Source organism: Curtobacterium sp. PhB142, assembly GCF_004341255.1.
In the GTDB taxonomy this organism is placed as follows: Bacteria; Actinomycetota; Actinomycetes; order Actinomycetales; family Microbacteriaceae; genus Curtobacterium.
This window is the reverse complement of the sequence record NZ_SLUT01000002.1, coordinates 484,266-502,258: the sequence shown is the minus strand read 5'-3', so window position 1 is coordinate 502,258 and position 17,993 is coordinate 484,266. Positions and strand designations below refer to the sequence as shown.

The 17,993-nt window shown below is 71.0% G+C and carries 16 protein-coding genes; 8 read left to right on the top strand and 8 right to left on the bottom strand.

All coding sequences use genetic code 11. The features are described from left to right. Nucleotides 1-287: 287 nt before the first annotated feature. Both EDF31_RS05725 and EDF31_RS05720 read right to left on the bottom strand, forming a co-directional pair. Nucleotides 288-584: a hypothetical protein gene (locus tag EDF31_RS05725; RefSeq protein ID WP_123293936.1), complete on the bottom strand. Its 297-nt coding sequence runs from the start codon at nt 582-584 to the stop codon at nt 288-290. Beyond that, entirely contained in the window at nt 584-1,840 is a 1,257-nt protein-coding gene (locus EDF31_RS05720) for an inorganic phosphate transporter (protein ID WP_123938824.1), read from the bottom strand. The genes EDF31_RS05725 and EDF31_RS05720 overlap by 1 nt, the downstream gene beginning before the upstream one ends. A 117-nt stretch (nt 1,841-1,957) precedes the next feature. On the opposite strand from EDF31_RS05720, the gene EDF31_RS05715 reads away from it, so the two are divergent. The 3 genes from EDF31_RS05715 (at nt 1,958) to EDF31_RS05705 (ending at nt 5,730) form a co-directional block, all read left to right on the top strand. Next, nucleotides 1,958-3,646: a sodium:proton antiporter gene (locus EDF31_RS05715; RefSeq protein ID WP_131845469.1), complete on the top strand. Its 1,689-nt coding sequence runs from the start codon at nt 1,958-1,960 to the stop codon at nt 3,644-3,646. 231 nt (nt 3,647-3,877) lie between these two features. After that, nucleotides 3,878-5,284 (top strand): ABC transporter permease, encoded by a 1,407-nt coding sequence (locus EDF31_RS05710; protein WP_131845468.1) that lies wholly within the window; start codon nt 3,878-3,880, stop codon nt 5,282-5,284. A gap of 158 nt (nt 5,285-5,442) precedes the next feature. Then, nucleotides 5,443-5,730 (top strand): hypothetical protein, encoded by a 288-nt coding sequence (locus tag EDF31_RS05705; protein ID WP_111084562.1) that lies wholly within the window; start codon nt 5,443-5,445, stop codon nt 5,728-5,730. 30 nt (nt 5,731-5,760) lie between these two features. Here EDF31_RS05705 and EDF31_RS05700 read toward each other — a convergent pair whose 3' ends face one another. Next, a complete protein-coding gene (locus EDF31_RS05700) occupies nt 5,761-6,279 on the bottom strand; it encodes an 8-oxo-dGTP diphosphatase (RefSeq protein ID WP_159573127.1) in 519 nt (172 codons plus the stop codon). Nucleotides 6,280-6,343: 64 nt separating this feature from the next. Here EDF31_RS05700 and EDF31_RS05695 point away from each other — a divergent pair, with 64 nt between their 5' ends. Together EDF31_RS05695 and EDF31_RS05690 are read left to right on the top strand one after the other, a co-directional pair. After that, nucleotides 6,344-6,694, top strand: a complete 351-nt coding sequence (locus tag EDF31_RS05695) for a tryptophan synthase subunit alpha (RefSeq protein WP_131845467.1) — start codon at nt 6,344-6,346, stop codon at nt 6,692-6,694. A gap of 63 nt (nt 6,695-6,757) precedes the next feature. Further along, nucleotides 6,758-7,648, top strand: a complete 891-nt coding sequence (locus tag EDF31_RS05690; RefSeq protein ID WP_131845466.1) for an aminodeoxychorismate lyase — start codon at nt 6,758-6,760, stop codon at nt 7,646-7,648. A 111-nt stretch (nt 7,649-7,759) separates the two neighbouring features. Here the strand turns inward: EDF31_RS05690 and EDF31_RS05685 are convergent, their stop codons facing one another. Beyond that, nucleotides 7,760-8,959 carry an amidohydrolase gene (locus tag EDF31_RS05685; RefSeq protein WP_131845465.1) on the bottom strand — a complete coding sequence of 400 codons (1,200 nt, stop codon included), beginning with the start codon at nt 8,957-8,959 and terminating at the stop codon, nt 7,760-7,762. Between the two features lie 74 nt (nt 8,960-9,033). Between EDF31_RS05685 and EDF31_RS05680 the strand changes: the two genes are divergently transcribed. Next, on the top strand, nt 9,034-10,341 hold the full coding sequence (locus EDF31_RS05680; RefSeq protein WP_131845464.1) for a Fic family protein: 1,308 nt from the start codon (nt 9,034-9,036) through the stop codon (nt 10,339-10,341). Between the two features lie 40 nt (nt 10,342-10,381). After that, nucleotides 10,382-12,526, top strand: a complete 2,145-nt coding sequence (locus EDF31_RS05675; RefSeq protein ID WP_131845463.1) for a S9 family peptidase — start codon at nt 10,382-10,384, stop codon at nt 12,524-12,526. A 90-nt stretch (nt 12,527-12,616) separates the two neighbouring features. Here EDF31_RS05675 and EDF31_RS05670 read toward each other — a convergent pair whose 3' ends face one another. Genes EDF31_RS05670 through EDF31_RS05665 form a run of 3 tightly spaced genes read right to left on the bottom strand, consistent with a single transcriptional unit; the run spans nt 12,617 to nt 15,305 of the window. Next, entirely contained in the window at nt 12,617-14,146 is a 1,530-nt protein-coding gene (locus EDF31_RS05670) for a CYTH domain-containing protein (protein WP_165901335.1), read from the bottom strand. After that, nucleotides 14,143-14,982, bottom strand: a complete 840-nt coding sequence (locus tag EDF31_RS19875; RefSeq protein ID WP_165901334.1) for a hypothetical protein — start codon at nt 14,980-14,982, stop codon at nt 14,143-14,145. The genes EDF31_RS05670 and EDF31_RS19875 overlap by 4 nt, the downstream gene beginning before the upstream one ends. Next, a complete protein-coding gene (locus tag EDF31_RS05665; protein ID WP_131845461.1) occupies nt 14,979-15,305 on the bottom strand; it encodes a helix-turn-helix transcriptional regulator in 327 nt (108 codons plus the stop codon). Before EDF31_RS05665 ends, EDF31_RS19875 begins: the two co-directional genes overlap by 4 nt. Nucleotides 15,306-15,373: 68 nt before the next feature. Between EDF31_RS05665 and EDF31_RS05660 the strand changes: the two genes are divergently transcribed. Next, entirely contained in the window at nt 15,374-15,646 is a 273-nt protein-coding gene (locus tag EDF31_RS05660; RefSeq protein WP_123293947.1) for a mycoredoxin, read from the top strand. Nucleotides 15,647-15,768: 122 nt separating this feature from the next. On the opposite strand, the gene EDF31_RS05655 is transcribed toward EDF31_RS05660, so the two are convergent. Beyond that, nucleotides 15,769-17,895 (bottom strand): DEAD/DEAH box helicase, encoded by a 2,127-nt coding sequence (locus tag EDF31_RS05655; protein WP_165901102.1) that lies wholly within the window; start codon nt 17,893-17,895, stop codon nt 15,769-15,771. Between the last annotated feature and the right edge of the window lie 98 nt (nt 17,896-17,993).

The following is a 17,993-nucleotide window of genomic DNA, read 5'->3' as shown; positions in this document are numbered from 1 at the left end:
CCGGTCCGGGAGCGAGCTCGGGGTGTGCCGGGCGGGGGCGCGCACATGGTGAGCAGGAATGGTCGGGTCGCCGGAACGCACCCGACCATTTCTGCTCACGAAGCGCGCGTCGCGTCAGCGCCGCCCACACCCAGCCGGACGGGAGGCGCGGTGCCAGGCCGCCTCGGGCCTCCCGTCCGGTGGACGCGAGCGTGCACAGACCTCCGCATGGTGAGCAGGAATGGTCGGGTCGCCGGAACGCACCCGACCATTTCTGCTCACGAAGCGCGCGTCGCGCGCGCCCCGCGTCAGTGGAACTGGGGGACGATGAGGTAGATGCCGTACAGCACGACAGCGCCGCAGACCGCGTAGCAGAGGATCGCGAGCGCACGGAAGGCACGCACCGCGGTCGTCGCTCCGGCGGGGTTCGGGAACCCGGCGGTCGCCGGACCGATCGTGCCGTCGTCCTTCACGGTGAACTTGCCCGCGCGGGTGTCCGCGGCGCTCCAGAACCGGAGACCGACGGAGTACACGGCGACGACGAAGCACGACGAGACCACGGCGACCAGCGCCACGGTGACGAACGCGAACCAGTCGATTCCCATCAGCGACGGCCTCCCTTGCGTGCGGCCATGCGGCGGAGCGTGCGCTCGCGGCTCAGTGCGGCGCGGCGGTCGGCAACGGCGTCGGCGCGCTTCTTGCGCTGCAGGTCGCGCAGTTCCTTGCGGGTGTACACGGCGTTCGCGGCGACGTCGACCTCGATGGCCGAGGCACCCTCGTGCGGCTTCCGGAGCGACCACAGGTACAGGCCGAGGATCACGGCGGCGCCGACGATGGCATCGATGACGAGCCCCATGACGCCCAGACGTGCGATGCCCGAGGCCACCGCGCCCACGGCTGCGGCGGCGGGCAGCGTGATGAACCAGGCGATGACGATCTTGCCGGCGGTGGACCACTGGATCTTCGAGCCGCGGCGGCCGAGCCCGGCGCCGATGATCGAGCCGGAGGACACCTGCGTGGTCGAGAGCGCGAAGCCGAGGTGGCTGGACGCCAGGATCGTCGCGGCGGTCGAGGCCTCGGCGGCGAAGCCCTGGGTGGCCCGGATCTCGGTGATGCCGGACCCGAGCGTGCGGATGATGCGCCACCCGCCCGTGTAGGTGCCGAGCGCGATCGCCAGGGCACAGGCGACGACGACCCAGAACTGCACGCCCTGGTTCGACGACTGCGCCCCCGAGGCGATCAGCGTCAGCGTGATGACACCCATCGTCTTCTGGGCGTCGTTCGTGCCGTGGGCGAGCGACACCATCGACGAGGTGAAGATCTGCCCGACACGGAAGCCACCGCGCTCGTTCGGGAACACCGGGCGCTTCGTGATCCGGTACGCGATGCGGGTCGACAGGAACGACACGAGCGACGCGATCACCGGGGACGCGAAGGCCGGGATGATGACGACCGTCAGCAGCGCGACGTAGTTGACGGACTGGAACCCGGCGCCGACGATCGCAGCTCCGATCAGTCCGCCGAACAGCGCGTGCGACGACGACGACGGCAGCCCGCGGAGCCACGTGATCATGTTCCACACGACCGCTCCGATGAGCCCCGCGAAGATCATCTCCGGTGAGATCGCGACGCCGCCCGGGCCCTCGTTGATGAGGCCGTGCGAGATCGAGGTCGCCACCGCGGTGCTGAGGAACGCACCGACGAGGTTGAGCACCGCGGCGACCGTGACCGCGACCTTGGGCTTCATGGCCCCGGTCGCGATCGGAGTCGCCATCGCGTTGGCGGTGTCGTGAAAACCGTTTGTGAAGTCGAAGAAGAGGGCCAACGCGATGACCAGGACGACTATGAGTGTGATGTCCACCGCGGGCCAGTGTTCCCCATCGACGGCCTCCGGAGCAAACCTGATCGGCAACCTGCTGTTCACCGGAGCTTCAGACTCGTTCAGATTCGGAACCATGCCGATGCGAGAATGAGTCCCATGGACACCGTCGAGCTCCTCATCCTGTTGGTCGGATCGCTCGCGGTGACCGGGTTCGCACGGGCGAAGGGACTCCCCGCTCCCCTGCTCGTGACGGCGGTCGCGCTCGCAGCGTCGTTCCTGCCGGGGCTGCCCGCGATGGAGATCGACTCCGAGGTGATCCTGACGGTGATCCTGCCGCCGCTGCTCTACTCGGCGGCGCTCGACGTGTCATGGCAGAGCTTCCGGACGTCGATCAAGCAGATCCGGCGTCTCGGCATCTTCCTGGTCATCGTGACGGCACTCGTGGTCGGCGCGGTGGCGTACTTCCTGATCCCGGACATGACCCTGCCCGCGGCGATCCTGCTCGGTGCGATCGTCGCCCCGCCGGACGCCGTGTCCGCCGCCGCGATCGGTCGCAAGCTCGGGCTCCCCCGCCGGGTGATGACGGTGCTGTCCGGCGAGAGCCTGATCAACGACGCCGCGTCCCTGACCCTGGTGCGCGTGTTCACCCTGATCATCGCCGGGACGTCGCTCACCGTCTGGCAGGACCTCGGCATCTTCGGCCTGGCGATCGGCGTCGGCCTGGCCGTCGGCATCGTGCTCGGCGTCGTCGTGCACTGGATCCGGATGCGGCTCAACGACCCCGTGGTCGAGACGATCATGAGCATCCTGCTGCCCTTCGTCGCGTACATCCTGGCCGAGGACCTCTCCGGCTCGGGCGTCATCGCGGTCGTCACGGCCGGCCTGTACATCGGCTACAACTCGCCGAAGGAGGGCTACGCCACCCGCCTGCAGGAGCGCCCGCTCTGGACCAGCATCGACGTCATCCTCGAGGGCTTCGTCTTCGCCCTGATCGGCCTGCAGCTCAACACCGTGGTGCAGGACCTGGTCGAGAGCGAACGGAGTCTCGGCCAGACGCTCACCGCCGCGGCCGTGGTGCTCGGCGTCGTGATCCTGGTGCGGCCCCTCTTCGTCTTCGAGTCGTACGTGCGCAACCGCTTCAACGGGCGATGGCTCCGTCCGCTGCGCATCAAGCTCTCCCGCGGCCACCCGTCACTGCGGTGGATGCGCGGGACGGCCGAGCCGAAGCTCAACTGGCGCGAGCTCACCGTCATCTCGTGGACCGGCATGCGCGGCGTGGTGACCCTCGCCGCCGCGGTGTCCGTGGTCGCGAGCCCGACGCAGATCCCCGCGCAGGACACGATCTTCATCATCGCGTTCTTCGTCACCGTCGGCACGCTGCTGCTGCAGGGCCTGACCCTGCCCTTCGTCATCCGTGCACTCAAGGTGCAGGACCCGGCCGAGGGCGAAGAGGACGTCCGGAGCGAGATGCGGCTGAACCAGCGCACGACCGAGGCCGCCATCGAGCTGCTCGAGAAGCGACGTCCGGTCTGGTCGAAGCAGTACGGCGACGTCGCCGTCGACTCCGTGGTGAACCGGCTGAAGGCACGACTCGAGCGGCAGGTCGAGACCTTCCGGCAGGACGCCGAGGAAGAAGAGGTCGAGGAGCGCAACGCCCCGATGCGCCTGCGCGGCTCGCAGATCCAGGACATCCGGCGCGAGCTGCTCGACCGACGACGCGAGATCGTGCTCGAGGAGCGCGAGAAGGGTAACCTCGACGAAGAGGTCATGCGCCGCGTGCTCGTGACCCTCGACGCCGAAGAACTCGCGATGGACTCGGCGCAGGCGTCACGCAGCCGCTCCTGAGGGCCTCGGCGTATCCTGGCGCTCCGTCCGAGAACAGGAGCACAGCGCCGAGTGAGCACGCCGCGGAACGACGTCAACAGGAACGACGACACCCCGGAACGTCCCGGAGGGTCCCGGCCGACGTCGGCGCCGAAGCCACGCAGCACCCGGCCCTCGGCCCGCGGGACCAAGCCCCGTCGCGGCGCGAAGGTCGCCGGTTCCACCCGACCGGCTCCGCGCCGACAGGCACCCGTGCCGGCACCGCAGCAGCACAGTGCGTACCGCCGCTGGTACTCGACGTTGCACCCCTCGCTCCAGCTCATCGGCCTGCAGCTCTGGATGCCGCTGTTCTTCATCGTCGGCTTCTGCCTCTGCTACGTCTTCGCGTTCCACGCACCGCACCCGCACGACGTCCCGATCGCCCTGGTCGGCAGCGACCCGACACTCGTCGCCGCGGTGCAGAAGGCCTTGCCGGGCGAGTTCGTGTTCCACACCTACGACTCCCTGGCCGCGGCGAAGCGGGACGTCATCGCCGGCTCGATGGCGGTCGCCTACGACCCCGCGACGAACGAGTTCTTCAAGGCGAGCGCCCACCAGTTCCAGGTCGCGAGCCTCGTACCGGCGACGCTGAGCGCGGTGCTCACGGGGATCGGGGTCGCGACCCCGAAGATCACCGAGCTCGCTCCCCTGCCCGCGTGGGACGAGTACGGCACCGTCCCGATGTACGTGATGCTCGCCTGGTGCATCGGCGGCTACATGGTCGCGATGTTCATCGGGATCATGGGCGGCCCGCTCCGGCACCGCACCCGCATGACCGTCATCGTCGTCGGCGGGCTCGTCATCTCACTCATCACGAACACGCTCGCCGGTCCGGTCGTCGGCGCCATCCACGGCCACTGGATCCAGCTCGTGCTCATCGCGTGGGGGTGGATCGTCGCGATCGGCCTCGCCGTCAACGGGCTGAGCTACTTCGTCGGCCGGTTCATCGCCGCGCCCGCCATGATCTGCTTCGTGTTCCTGTCGATGCCGTCGTCCGGCGGGGCGTACCCGAAGTGGTTCATGCCGGAGCCGTTCGCCTGGCTCAACAACGTCGTCGTCGGTTCCAGCATGGTCGACATGATCAAGCACCAGATCTACGGCGTCGGCCCCGGCCCGGCCCGCGGCCTGATCACGATGGGCTGCTACGCCGCGGTCGGCCTCGTGCTCATGTACTTCGGCAAGAAGTGGTGGGAACGCCGACGCATCCGCGCCATCGTCACGGGCCGGACCACGATGTTCCAGGACGCCAACACCGCGAACCGTGAGTTCCTCGGCAAGGAACGCGACGCCGAGCTCGAGCGCCACGGCCTCGAGTCCACCGAGACGGGCACCCTGAGCGTCCTGAGTGACGACGACTGGGAGGACGCCCGCGTCGGCGGCGACGTCTTCACCGGCGGCCGCGACGGCCTCGAGACCGAGACCACCCCCACCGGCCGCATCCCCGTGCAGCGGACCGGGGACCGCACCGGCCCGGTGCAGCGACCGGGAGGCGCGGGGACCGGACCACGCACGCGTCCCGTCCCACGCGCCGAGGGCTCCAGGGCGCCGGCTCGGTCCGACACGTCGGCTCGCGTCGACGCCGGGGACGAGCCGCCGCACGGCCGGCACGCGGACTGGTAGCTCGTTCCTGACGATCGCGCCGCTCGCGCAGACCGAATGCGTGCGCAAGTTCCGACGATGCACCAGTCGATCGACGCGTGCACTGTCGCATGATGCGCGTGCATCGTCCGTGCCGGCACGCGGACCGGTGAGGCGTCGGCGGCGCGTATCCTGGGGGCATGAACCCCCGCATCACCTGGCACCGCGTCCTCGTCACCGTCGTCGTCGTGCTCCTCGTGCTGACGGTCGGCTTCTACGTCGCGAGCATCGTGCTCGCACCCGCCGACGGCCGGAACACCGCCGGGCTCTTCGTCGGCTGGGCGATGTTCGCCATGGTCGGCGCGATCGTGTTCGGGATCATCGACTTCTTCGTCCGGCCCCTCGGTGGTCGCAGCGGGGACGCCGAGGTCATCGCCGCCGCCGAGGAAGCACGCACCGGCAGCACCCGCACCCAGCAGACCCGCTGATCCGCTGATCCGCAGACCCGCTGATCCGCTCTACGCGGGCGTCTCGACACCCGTCCCGGTGAAGCCCGCGACCGTCGCGTCGTCGTCGGCGAACGTGAAGCGTGCACGCACCGCACCCCCACGGAGCACCGCCGGTAGCCAGTACTTCGCGTCGTCCCACATCGCCTCGTAGGGGACGTCGGCGACCGGGATCCACCGCGGCTCGAGCTCGTCGGAGCCCGACGGGCTGCCCTGCCAGCGGCGGCACACGAAGACGTCCGAGACCTGGGACCAGGACGGCCGGTACGGGAACCGGTAGTCCAACGTGCCACGGGCCTCCAGGTCGACCGTCTCGAGACGCAGGCCGACCTCTTCGCGCACCTCGCGCACGGCGGTCTCGACCGCCGTCTCACCGGGCTCCCGCTTCCCGCCCGGGCCGACCAGCCGGCCGGTGCCGAGGCCGCGGCGCTTCTCCCCGAGCAGGACCTCGGGCCCGCTCGCGCCGTCGCGCAGCAGGTAGACGACGACCACTCGGGGGTGTTGGGACTTGCTCTCGTCGCGCGGGGTCACCCGTCCAGTCTGGCCGAAGATGTGTCGTACGCTCTTCCCATGGCAGGCGTGCTGCGGGGGCACCATGGCTGAGCCCCGCAAGACCGGGCGCAGCCTCGAAGTGCTGCGCGCCGAGGCGGCGGAGGAGATCTCGATGCTCGTCGAGCACCGGAGCCGTCAGGGCGAGGACCCGTGGGAGTTCATGCCGACGCTCCCCACGGTGGACGAGCAGGTCGTGCTCATCCTCCGGGCCGACGCGGTCGACCTCGACGCCGCGATCGGCAAGCGGCACGCCCAGTGGTCGATGCACCCCGCGTCCGGCCAGGGCACCGCGCTCGGCGAGGAGTACCACCGGTTGCGCCGGATCGCGCTGCAGCACCCCGAGCTCACCCAGGCGGTGTGGAAGCTCATGGGAGCCCTGCCCGACGCGAGCTGACGCGCACGTACAAAGCGCGTCTACGCACAACGTGCGCGGACGCGCGTGCGGTTGGATGGGCGCATGACCGAAACCGTGCTCGCGATCCTCAACCAGCCCTCCCGCGACGCCGCGCCGCACGACCCCGCAGCGGACGCCTTCACCTGGGCGAAGCCGCTCGAGGAGCACCTGCAGGTGCAGGACCTCGGCATCACCCGGGGCGACGGCGTGTTCGAGACGATCACGGTGGTCGACGGTCGTCCGCAGGCCCTCGAGGCGCACCTCGACCGGTTCGGCCGCTCCGCCGCGATGCTCGACCTGCCCGCGCCGGACCCCGACGCCTGGCGGCAGGCGATCGAGGCCGTCTGCGCCCGGCTCGACCCGGTCCGCGAGGCCTTCGCGAAGACCGTCCTGACCCGTGGCGTCGAGGGCACCGACCGACCCACCGGCTGGGTCTACGCCGCACCGTCCGTCGACTCGACCGCCGCGCGCACCGAGGGCATCTCCGTCGTCGTGCTGGACCGCGGCTACCGACACGACGTCGAGCGCACCTCGCCGTGGCTGCTGCAGGGCGCGAAGACCCTGTCGTACGCCGTCAACATGGCCGCCCTGCGCGAGGCCGCCCGGCGCGGTGCCGACGACGCCCTGTTCGTGTCGAGCGACGGCTACGTGCTCGAGGGCACGCGCGCGAACCTGCTCCTGAAGGTCGGCGACCGGCTCGTCACACCGCGCACCGACATCGGGATCCTGGCCGGCACCACGCAGGCCGACGTCTTCCGCTTCGCCGAGCAGGAGGGCATCGAGACCGCCTACGAACTCGTCACACTCGCCGACCTGCATGCCGCTGACGCACTCTGGCTCGTGTCGAGCGTGCGGCAGGCGGCGCCGATCCGCTCCGTGAACGGCGACGCCCGCGCGATCGACGCGGACCTGACGGACCGCATCAACGAGTTCCTGCTGGCGCGCGAGGTCTGAGCCGGCCGGGTCCGCCGGCCGTCACCACCCAGCGCCCCCGGCGCCACGGACGGGAGGCCCGGATCGCGACGTGCGGGCACGTCGCGATCCGGGCCTCCCGGCTCTCCCCCGCTACCAGCGCGGGGTGGTGACGCCGACGCCGTCCGCCCACTCGAAGACCTGGCGGCCGTCGATCCAGACACGTGTCGCGCGACTGGTCGCGTCGAGGGGGTCGCCGTCCCAGAGGACGAGGTCGGCGTCGTGGCCCACGGCCAGCCGACCGACACGGTCACCGAAGCCCAGGAACTCGGCTGGGTTGACGGTGAGCGCCTCGAGCGCGGTCTGGGCGGGCAGTCCCTCCTTCACCGCGGCGGTGGCCTGGTCGACGAGCATGCCGATCGGCACGACGGGGGCGTCGGTGGTGATCGCGACCCGGACGCCAGCGGCGGCGATGGTGGCGAGGTTCGGGATCCCCCGGTCACGGAGCTCCACCTTCGAGCGGCTCGTGAACAGCGGGCCGTAGATGACCGGGATGTCCTTCTCGGCGAGCAGGCTGGCGATCTTGTGCGCCTCGGTGCCGTGGTTCACGACGAGTCGGTACCCGAACTCCTCGGACAGCCGGATGGCGGTCGCGATGTCGTCGTGGCGGTGGGTGTGCTGGTCCCAGACGAGTTCGCCGTCGAGGACGCGGACGAGTGCCTCCTTCGTCAGGTCACGCGCGAACGGCTCACCCTTCGCGGCGGCGGCGTCACGGGCGGCACGGTAGTTCTGGGCCTCGACGAAGGCGTCACGGATGATCTTCGCGACGCCGAGGCGCGTCGACGTCGTCTGGCCCTTGCCGCCGTACACCCGCTTCGGGTTCTCGCCGAGCGCGCTCTTGATGCTCACCGAGTCCGAGATGAGCTGTTCGTCGACGGTGCGCCCGCCCCAGGTCTTGATGGCGACGGTCTGGCCGCCGATCGGGTTGCCGGACCCCGGCTTCACGACGATGCTCGTGATTCCCCCGGCGAGCGCGTCACGGAAGCCCTCGTCGTCGATGTCGATCGCGTCGATCGCACGGACCCCGGCCATGTTCGGGCCGGTCATCTCGTTCGTGTCGTTTCCGGCTTCGCCGTTCGCCTCCTCGTGGATGCCGACGTGGCCGTGCGACTCGACGAACCCGGGGACGAGCCACGCTCCGGCGGCGTCCACGACGGTGATCCCCGGGGGCGGTGTGACGTCCGGGCCGATCGCGGTGATGCGGCCGTCCTCGACGACGACCGCGCCGCCGTCGAAGGCGGGGGCGGAGACGGGGACGACGTGGGCACCGGTGATCGCGAAGGAGTTGCTCATGCCACCAACGCTACGCGGGCCGGCGAAATACGAATTCCTGGCGTCGGGCGTCCGGGGGTCCCTACGCTCCCGGCATGGTGCATCGGAACGAGACCCCGGACGTCCACGACGGCTCGACCGCGCTCGGGGGCCAGGCCGTGCACAGCGGCGTGCTCGTGCACTGCGGATGGCCCGCGCACGGCAGCGCGGAGCGTCCGTGGCGCAGCGCGCGCCGGGGTTCCCGCGCCGATCGGATGACCACGTCCGTCCGGGTGTCGCTCCCGCCACGGATCGCTCGTGCTCGGTGGGAGCCCGATGCCCAGACCGAGGCGCTGCTCGACCGCGCAGCCGCGGCGCTCCGGTCGCTCGACGTCCACCACGGGTCCCGGCTCGCCCCGCTCGGGTCGGTGATCGGTCGGACCGAGGCCGTCGCCTCGTCGCGGATCGAGGACGAGTCCGCGTCGCTCGACGACTGCGCCCGAGCCCTCGTGGGCATCCGCGCGAACCCGAGTGCGACCGTCGTCGTCCGCGCCGCCGGAGCGATCGAGGGGTTGGTCGCGGCAGCGGACACGGGCGTGATCACCGAGGCCGCGCTGCTCGAGGCGCACCGGCTGCTCATGCGCGACGACCCGGTCGACGGGCGGTACGCCGGGCGCTACCGCAGCGTCCAGAACTGGATCGGTGGCGGTGACACCCCGCGGCTGGCGACGTACGTCCCGCCGCCGCCGGAGCTCGTCGCGCCCCTGATGGCCGACCTGTTCGCGTTCCTGCACCGGACGGACCTGCACCCGATCGCCCAGGCCGCGATCGGGCACGCCCAGTTCGAGTCGATCCACCCGTTCACCGACGGCAACGGCCGGATCGGACGTGCGCTGATCAGCGCCGTGCTGCGACGCCGGGGCGTCACGACGACGGTGACCGCGCCGATCGCCACCGCGCTCGCAGCGGATCGGGGCCGGTACTTCCGGCACCTCGAGCGGTACCGCGACGGGGTCGTGGACGCCCTCGTGTCAGACGTCGCGATCACCATCGGCACCGTGTGCGACGAGGCGACCGTGACCGCCCTGCTGCTCGACGAGCACGCGGCCGACCGGATGGCGGGTCCGTGTGCCACGAGTACCCACGCCGTCGTCGGGCGGGCGCTCTCCGACGACCCGGTCCTGACCGAGGCCCGACTGCAGGACCTCCTCGCCGGTGTCGACGGCGGACCGGTCGACGAGGACCTGGCCGGCTCCGTGGCCGCAGACCTCGTGCGCGCCGGAGTGCTGCGTCCGGTCACCGAGCGGCGGCGTGACCGTGCCTGGGTCGCACCGGCCGTCGTGGACGAGCTCGAGGCCTTCGAGCAGCGGGTCCGGGCGGGGGTGGCCGGGCGGACGCGGCGCGACCGGTTCCGGGCGGGGTGACGCCCGGCTCGCCACGGGGCCGTGCGCATAGGGTGGGACGGTGAGCACCGAGCACTCCCAGGCCACCCCGCCCACCGCCGCCAAGCGGCCCGTGACGCGGACCCACCACGGCATCGACTTCGTCGACGACTACGAGTGGCTGCGTGACAAGGAGTCGCCGGACACCCTGGCCTACCTCGAGGCTGAGAACGCCTACACCGACGCCGCCACCGACCACCTCGCCCCGCTGCGCGACCGCGTCTTCGCCGAGGTCAAGAACCGTGTCCAGGAGACCGACCTCTCAGTGCCGGTGCGCATGGGCGACTGGTGGTACTTCACCCGCACGGCCGAGGGCAGCCAGTACGGCGTGCACTGCCGCGCGCCGATCGCCGGTCCGGACGACTGGACCCCGCCGGCCGTCGTCGAGGGCGAGTCGACCCTCCCCGGCGAGCAGGTCGTCCTCGACGGCAACGCGCTGGCCGACGGCCACGAGTTCTTCTCCCTCGGCACCTACGACATCAGCGACGACGGCACACGCCTGGTTTACGGCATCGACGTCGAGGGCGACGAGCGGTACACCCTGCACGTGCGCGACCTGGCCTCCGGCACCGACCTGGGCGACGCCATCCCGAACACCGGGGCGGGCGCGACCTTCGACCCGGCCGGCCGGTACGTCTTCTACCCGACCGTCGACGAGTCGTGGCGTCCGGACAAGATCTGGCGGCACGCCGTCGGCACGGCAGCGTCCGACGACGTCCTGGTCTTCGAGGAACCCGACGACCGCTACTGGGTCGGCGTCGGCGTCACCCGGTCGTCGCAGTACATCGTCATCGAGCTCGGCTCGAAGATCACGTCCGAGGCCCTGGTGCTCGACGCCGCCGACCCGACCGGCGAGTTCCAGGTCGTGTGGCCGCGACGCGACGGCGTCGAGTACGAGATCGAGCACGCCATCGTCGGCGGCAGCGACCGGTTCCTGGTGCTGCACAACGACGGTGCCGAGAACTTCGAGCTCGTCGACGTCCCCGCCGACGACCCCACGTCCGAGCGCGACCGCCGGGTCGTCGTGGCGCACCACACCGAGCGCCGCATCGAGTCCGTTGACGCCTTCGCCGGGCACCTCGCGCTCGAGTACCGCTCCGAGGCGCTCCCCCGCATCGCGATCATCCCCATCGAGGGTGATGGGTACGGCGACGCGCACGAGGTCCCCTTCGACGAAGCACTGTTCTCGGCCGGGCTCGGCGGCAACCCCGAGTGGGACCAGCCGACGCTCCGCATCGGGTTCACCTCGTTCGTCACCCCGTCCGAGGTCAGCGACCTGGACCTGGCGACCGGCCAGGTGACGGTCCTGAAGCGCCAGCCGGTGCTCGGCGGCTACGACCCCGCCGACTACGCGCAGGAGCGCGACTGGGCCACCGCGTCGGACGGCACCCGCGTGCCGATCTCGCTCGTCTGGCGCCGCGACACCGTCGACGCGGACACCCCCTCGCCGCTCCACCTGTACGGCTACGGCTCGTACGAGCACTCGATCGACCCGGGCTTCAGCGTCATGCGCCTGTCGATGCTCGACCGCGGCGTCGTCTTCGCGGTCGCCCACGTGCGCGGTGGCGGCGAGATGGGTCGCCACTGGTACGAGAACGGCAAGACGCTGACGAAGAAGAACACGTTCACCGACTTCGTCGCGGTCGCCGACCACCTGATCGAGTCCGGCCGCACCACCGCGGACCGGCTCGTGGCCGAGGGCGGCAGCGCCGGCGGGCTCCTGATGGGTGCGGTGGCGAACATCGCACCGGACCGGTTCGCCGGGATCGTCGCCGCGGTGCCGTTCGTCGACGCGCTCACGAGCATCCTCGACCCCGACCTGCCCCTGACCGTCATCGAGTGGGACGAGTGGGGCGACCCGCTGCACGACGCCGAGGTCTACCGCTACATGAGCGAGTACACCCCGTACGAGAACGTCCGCGACGACGTGCAGTACCCGCGGATCCTCGCCGTGACGTCGATCAACGACACCCGTGTGCTCTACGTCGAGCCGGCGAAGTGGACCGCGAAGCTGCGCGAGGTCGGGGCGCCGGTGCTGCTGAAGACCGAGATGTCAGCGGGCCACGGTGGCGTGAGCGGTCGGTACGCCTCGTGGAAGGAGCGGGCGTTCGAGCTCGCTTGGCTGCTCGACGTGCTCGGGCTGGCCGACGAGGCGCCCGCCGCCTGATGACTTCGTGAGCAGAAATGGTCGGGTTGCCCGCGTGCACCCGACCATTTCTGCTCACGAAGCGAACGACCGCGGCCCGCGGCGTGCGGCTCACACGCGGTTGAGCGCGTGCACCGCCTCGTCGTAGGACTCCTCGGCCAGGCGCACCCGGTCCCCCGCGAGCACGCCGTACCCGAACGTCCCCTCGCCACCGCGTTCGGCGATCGCCGCGTTGGTCCGCAGCGCGTCGAGGGCGTGCAGCGATCGGACCCGCTCGGTCAGCACGTCGGCTGCGCTGCCGATCCGCTTCCAGAGCGCGTGCGGGAACGCGTCGTCGCCGAGGACGTCCATCGCCATCCGTGCCCGCATCGTGCCCTGCCAGGCGGCTTCGGTGGTCGCTCGGTCGGCGGCCTCGCGCTCGGCGGCGGTGTCCGAGGTGTCGTCGGCGACCGCGGCCCGGACGAGCTCGCGGATGTGCGGCTTCACGACGGCACCGACGTCTTGCGCGACCTTCTTCGGGGAACGGAGCGACCACTCGGTCGGGGTCGGTCGTTCGACGGCATCGTCGAGCGCGTCGAGTAGTTCGAGGAACGGCTCGCCGTGCACGAACGCCACGACGTCCCGCACCGACTGATCCCGACGCTCACGGGTCGAGGCCAGGATGCGTTCGCGGGTCATGGAGTCGACCAGGTCGTCCTGCGCCGGGGTCGACGCGCGCGGCAACCGGTCGATCAGGTACTCGTTGAGTGCTGCGCGCGCGGTCACGGCAGCCAGGCCGTCGGCCCCCTCGGCGGCGCGGTCGACGGTGTCGCCGGCGGCGAACGCCGGACGGTAGGCGCCGAGGATCGACGCGATCTCGAGGGCGGTCTCAGCCGTCTGCCGGAGGTCGGCCGCATCGCCGGAGCGGAGGCGCGATTCCTGGCCGAGCAGCGCAGCGCGCAGCTTCCGCAGCCGCTTCGCGAGGACGCGTGCGGTCGTGCCCTTGTCCGGCTTCTCCTCGGTCTGGAGGCGCGGTGCCGGTGCTCCTGCCAGCCCGCGTGCCAGCTTGGACGCGACGGCGGCGGGGCCGGCGCCCACGGCCGCGAAGCGCGCGTCGAGGGCCGCGAAGAGCTCGTGCGCCACCTGCGGGTCGACGTCGGCGACGGCCTCGATCTCGACCTCACGCCAGGTGCGCGGCGTTTCGGGAGCGTCGTCGTCGAGGCGCTGCGCGGTCACCTGGTCGTCGGCGAGCTCGGCGACCTGATCGCCGTCCTCGTCGAGCAGGCGGGTGACGGTGCGGGTGGTCGTGATGCGGACCACGGGGCGCAGGCCACGGCCGCGGCGCTCGGTGAAGAGCGCCGCGAAGACCTCGGTCGGCACCGTGTCGGCGTCGTCGGTCAGCGGGAAGTGCTGCTCGTGGCGGACCGTGTCCGACTCGGACCGCTTGATGTGCCACCCGGCGTCCGGGCCACCGGTCCTACGACGGACCGTGACCCGCGCCGCCACCAGGTCGTACCGCTCGGTGTCCCAGTACGTCGCATCGAGCTCGAACGGCTCCTGGCGCTCGGTTCGGATGATGCCACCGGCGCCGACGAGGTCGGGCAGGGCACCTCCCTCTGGCAGGTCGTAGGTGCGCTCGATCTCGAGGTGGGTGTCACTCACACGGTCTTGTCTACCAGGGCTTCGCCGTGCGCCTCGACCACCGCGGGCGCATCGGTGGAGAACCGTGACGCCACCACGGCTCCGACGACGGCGACCAGGAACGGGACGAGCTGCCCGATCCACGACACCAGCGCCATCGCGGAGTACGGGATCCCCGAGCCGTTCGCTGCTTCTGCGAGCGGGAACACCAGCACGGCAGCGACGACGGGCAGGACGAGGAGCGAGTACGTCCACACCGGTCGGCGGAGCACCACGAGCCAGACCGCGAGCAGCCCAGCCGCGATGACGCCGACCTGGACCGGGACGTACACGGGGACGTTGAGCGAACCGCTCGTGATCGCCCACCACACTGCGGCGATGGCGAACACGGCAACGGCACCGAGGACCCGGCGGCGGCGCGCGACGTCCGACACCAGCAGGACGCTCGTTGCGACAGCGGCGCCCGGCACCACCGCGAGCCCGATCCCGACCATGTCGAAGACGAGGCGCGCCTCGGGCAGGCCGTTGTACCGCTGCAGGAGCGCGAGGACGCCCACCGAGACGACGTAGGACAGCACCGCGAGCGCGATGAGGACCGGGATCGTGCGGATGGTGTGCGGTGCAGAACGGACGGGTGTCGGCAGTGCGGTCATGGTGTCCCCCCAGGTGGAACGGTGGCCGGCGCGTCGGTGGAACAGCGCCGTGGTGAAGGCGCCGAACGCGAGTGCGGTCGGCGAGAGGTCGAGTTCGTGGGCATCGCGCACGTCGGCGAGCCACTGCTCCCGGCGGGCGGCGCGGTGTGCTGCGGGCGAGACCGCGACCGCGACCCCCACGAGCACCCGGTCGAGCGCGCTCACGCGGTCACCGGCCGGTGGGCCGAGCGAGCCGGACGAGCAGGCGTCGCGGCGGACGGACGCGCCGCGACGAGGTCGCGTGCGGCGTCGACCCCGTCGGGCGTGAACTCGTAGAGCCGACGGCGCGGCCCGGGGCGGTCGGTCTCGTCGTCCCACGACGACGTGATCCACCCCTGCCGCTCGAGTCGTTCGAGGATCGGGTAGACGGTGCCGGCCTGGCGCCCGGTGGCCTTGATGACGAGCAGCCCCCATGCCGGACCGTCGACGGTCAGCAGTGCGTCGAGCACGTCGAGCGTCGGGGCGGTGATGCGTTGGATCGGATCCATGCGGCTTAACCTAGCTATATCGGATAAGCACGTCAAAGGCGTCCAGAAAGCGGGGTTAGCCTGACGCCATGAGCGACACGATCACCCGCGAGCAGTTCACCCCCGAAGCCGGCGGCGTCACGATGTTCACGACCACGTGGTGCGGCTACTGCGCCCGGTTGAAGAACCAGATGACGAAGGCCGGCGTGCCCTTCACCGAGGTCGACATCGAGCAGACCCCGGGCACGGCGGAACTCGTCGCCGAGGTCAACGGCGGCAACCAGACCGTTCCGACGCTCGTGTTCCCCGACGGCAGCACGGCGACGAACCCGTCGCTGGCCGAGGTGCAGTCCCGCATCTGAGCGACGCCCTCTGGCGCGAAGCCCCGCACAACCGAAGTCCGTCCGAACCGCGTGATCACGTGGTTCGGACGGACTTTGGTTGTGCTGAACGGGTGCGCGCCGCGCGCCGCGCGACGCGGTCCCTAGCCCCCGAGCGCCTCGGTCAGCAGCGCAGCCATGGCGTCGAGCTGGATGTCGCCGGAGTCGACGAGTTCCTCGTCCGAACCGTCGAGCGCGCGAGCGGCCAGGGACGCCTTCGAGTCGATGAGCTCGGCGATCTTGGTGTCGATCGTCTGCGCGGCGATGATGCGCCACGCGGTGACGGGCTCTTCCTGCCCGATGCGGTGCACGCGGTCGATCGCCTGGGTCTGCTCAGCGCTCGTCCACGACAGCTCGGCGAGCACGACGTTGGACGCCACCTGCAGGTTCAGGCCCACGCCGGCCGCGGTGAGCGAGCAGACGATCACGGCGACGTCGGGGTCGTTCACGAACGAGTCGATCTGCGCCGTGCGCTGCGTGGCCGTTTGGTCGCCGCGGATCGTGGCGGTGCGCAGGCCACGTCGAGCGAAGACCTCTTCCGCCTGGTCCATCACGTCGAGGTGCTTCGCGAAGAACACGACCTTGCCGACGTTCGACGCGAGTTGCGCGGCGTAGTCCGCTGCGAGCTGGGCCTTGGCGCGGCCGATGCGTCGGACCATCGAGAACACGTTCTCACCGGTCGACGAGGCGTCCTGGTCCTCGAGCTCCCAGCGGGCGACCTGCCGGACGAGCTTGTGGTCGATGCCGACGACCGGGTCCTGCCCGGTACGGGCGTCGAGCGCCTGGTGGTACCGGCGGACGAGCTTCGCGGTGAGCTCGCGCTCGGCGTCGCGGATGGAGCGGCCCTCGTCGCCGTCGAGCTCGACGGGGATGTCGGCGATCCGGCGGGCCGGGATGTCCGCGGCGACGTCGACCTTGCGGCGTCGGACGATGCCCTGGTCGATGACGGCACGACGGGCCTCGACGAAGAAGCCCTGGTCGGCGGGGGTCAGCCCGATCTCCTCGAGCTCGTTCATGAGCTTCGCGCGGGGCTTCTTGTCGTCGATCCAGCCGAGGTACTCCCAGATGGTGCGGAAGTCCTCGACCGAGTTGATGAGCGGGGTGCCCGTCAGCGCCATGAGCAGTGGTGCTGCGGTGCGCTGCCGGATGCGGTCGGCGATCTGCAGCACGAACCGTGCCCGCTGCGAGTCCTTGTTCTTGATGAAGTGCGCCTCGTCGACGACCATGCCCTTGAAGCCGAAGCCACCGAGCCAGCCGGCGTGCCGGTCGAGGATCTCGTAGTTCACGATGATGATGTCGGCGAACCCGTCGAGGTCGTTGCCGTCTCCGTGGATGACGGTGGCGCGGTGGTTCGGCACCCAGCGTTCGGCTTCGCGCGCCCAGTTCGTCTTGACGACGTTCGGCACGACGACGAGCAGCGGGAACGCGTTCGCGGCGTCGGCGGCGAGCAGCGACTGCGCCGTCTTGCCGAGGCCCGGCTCGTCGGCGAGCAGGAACGTGCGGTGCCCCTGCGACGCGGCGGCGACCAGTTCGGCCTGGTGCTTCATCAGCGTGGTGCCGGAGCGGGAGTGCAGCGAGGTCGGCTCGGGCAGCGGCATCGTCGCCGCTCCCCCGCCTGCGCCGTACTCGAACGACTTGAACAGCGGCCCGAAGAGCTCCCAGTTCGCCAGGCGACGCGGGTGCGCGACCGGCTGGTCGGCGAGTGCGAAGTCCGGCGGCAGGAACGGGTTGGCGAGCTGACGCTGCACGACCGCCTGCGGGGTGACCGCGCGCACCGGGGTCTCGGCGACCGGGGTGGGCTCGGCCGCGATGACGAGGTCCTCCGGCTGCAGCTCCATGCCGCCGGCGATCATCATGTCGCGCTTGACGGCGCGGGTCGCCTCGGAGACCTGCACCTCTTCCGCGAGCAGCTGGATGACGCTGGTGTCGCGGGCCGCGGTCTTCGCGAGGATCGTCGCCACGCCGTCGAGCCGCTTGAGCTGCTCCGCGCGCTGCGAGTCGGTGAGGTCGGTGTCGCCCTTCACCCGTGCGCGCTCTTCGCGCATGAGCAGTGCGACGGCCTGGAACTTCGTCCGGTTCGTCGCCTTGAGCGGTCCGCGCTGCGCCGCCGCCTCGACCTCGCGCACCGCGCGGGCGAGGACGGGGATCACGCCGTCGTTGTCCAGCGGCCTCGTCCGACGTGACGCGGTCCGCGTCCCGCCGGCAGCTCGCCGGGTGCCTGATCGAGCCAACGCTCCTCCTGTTCCGCCCACGCATCGGGGCGAGCCGCCCGTGGGGCGGAAGTCCTGCACCGGGGCCTGACACGGCTCCGGTTCGGCTGCGGGCCACC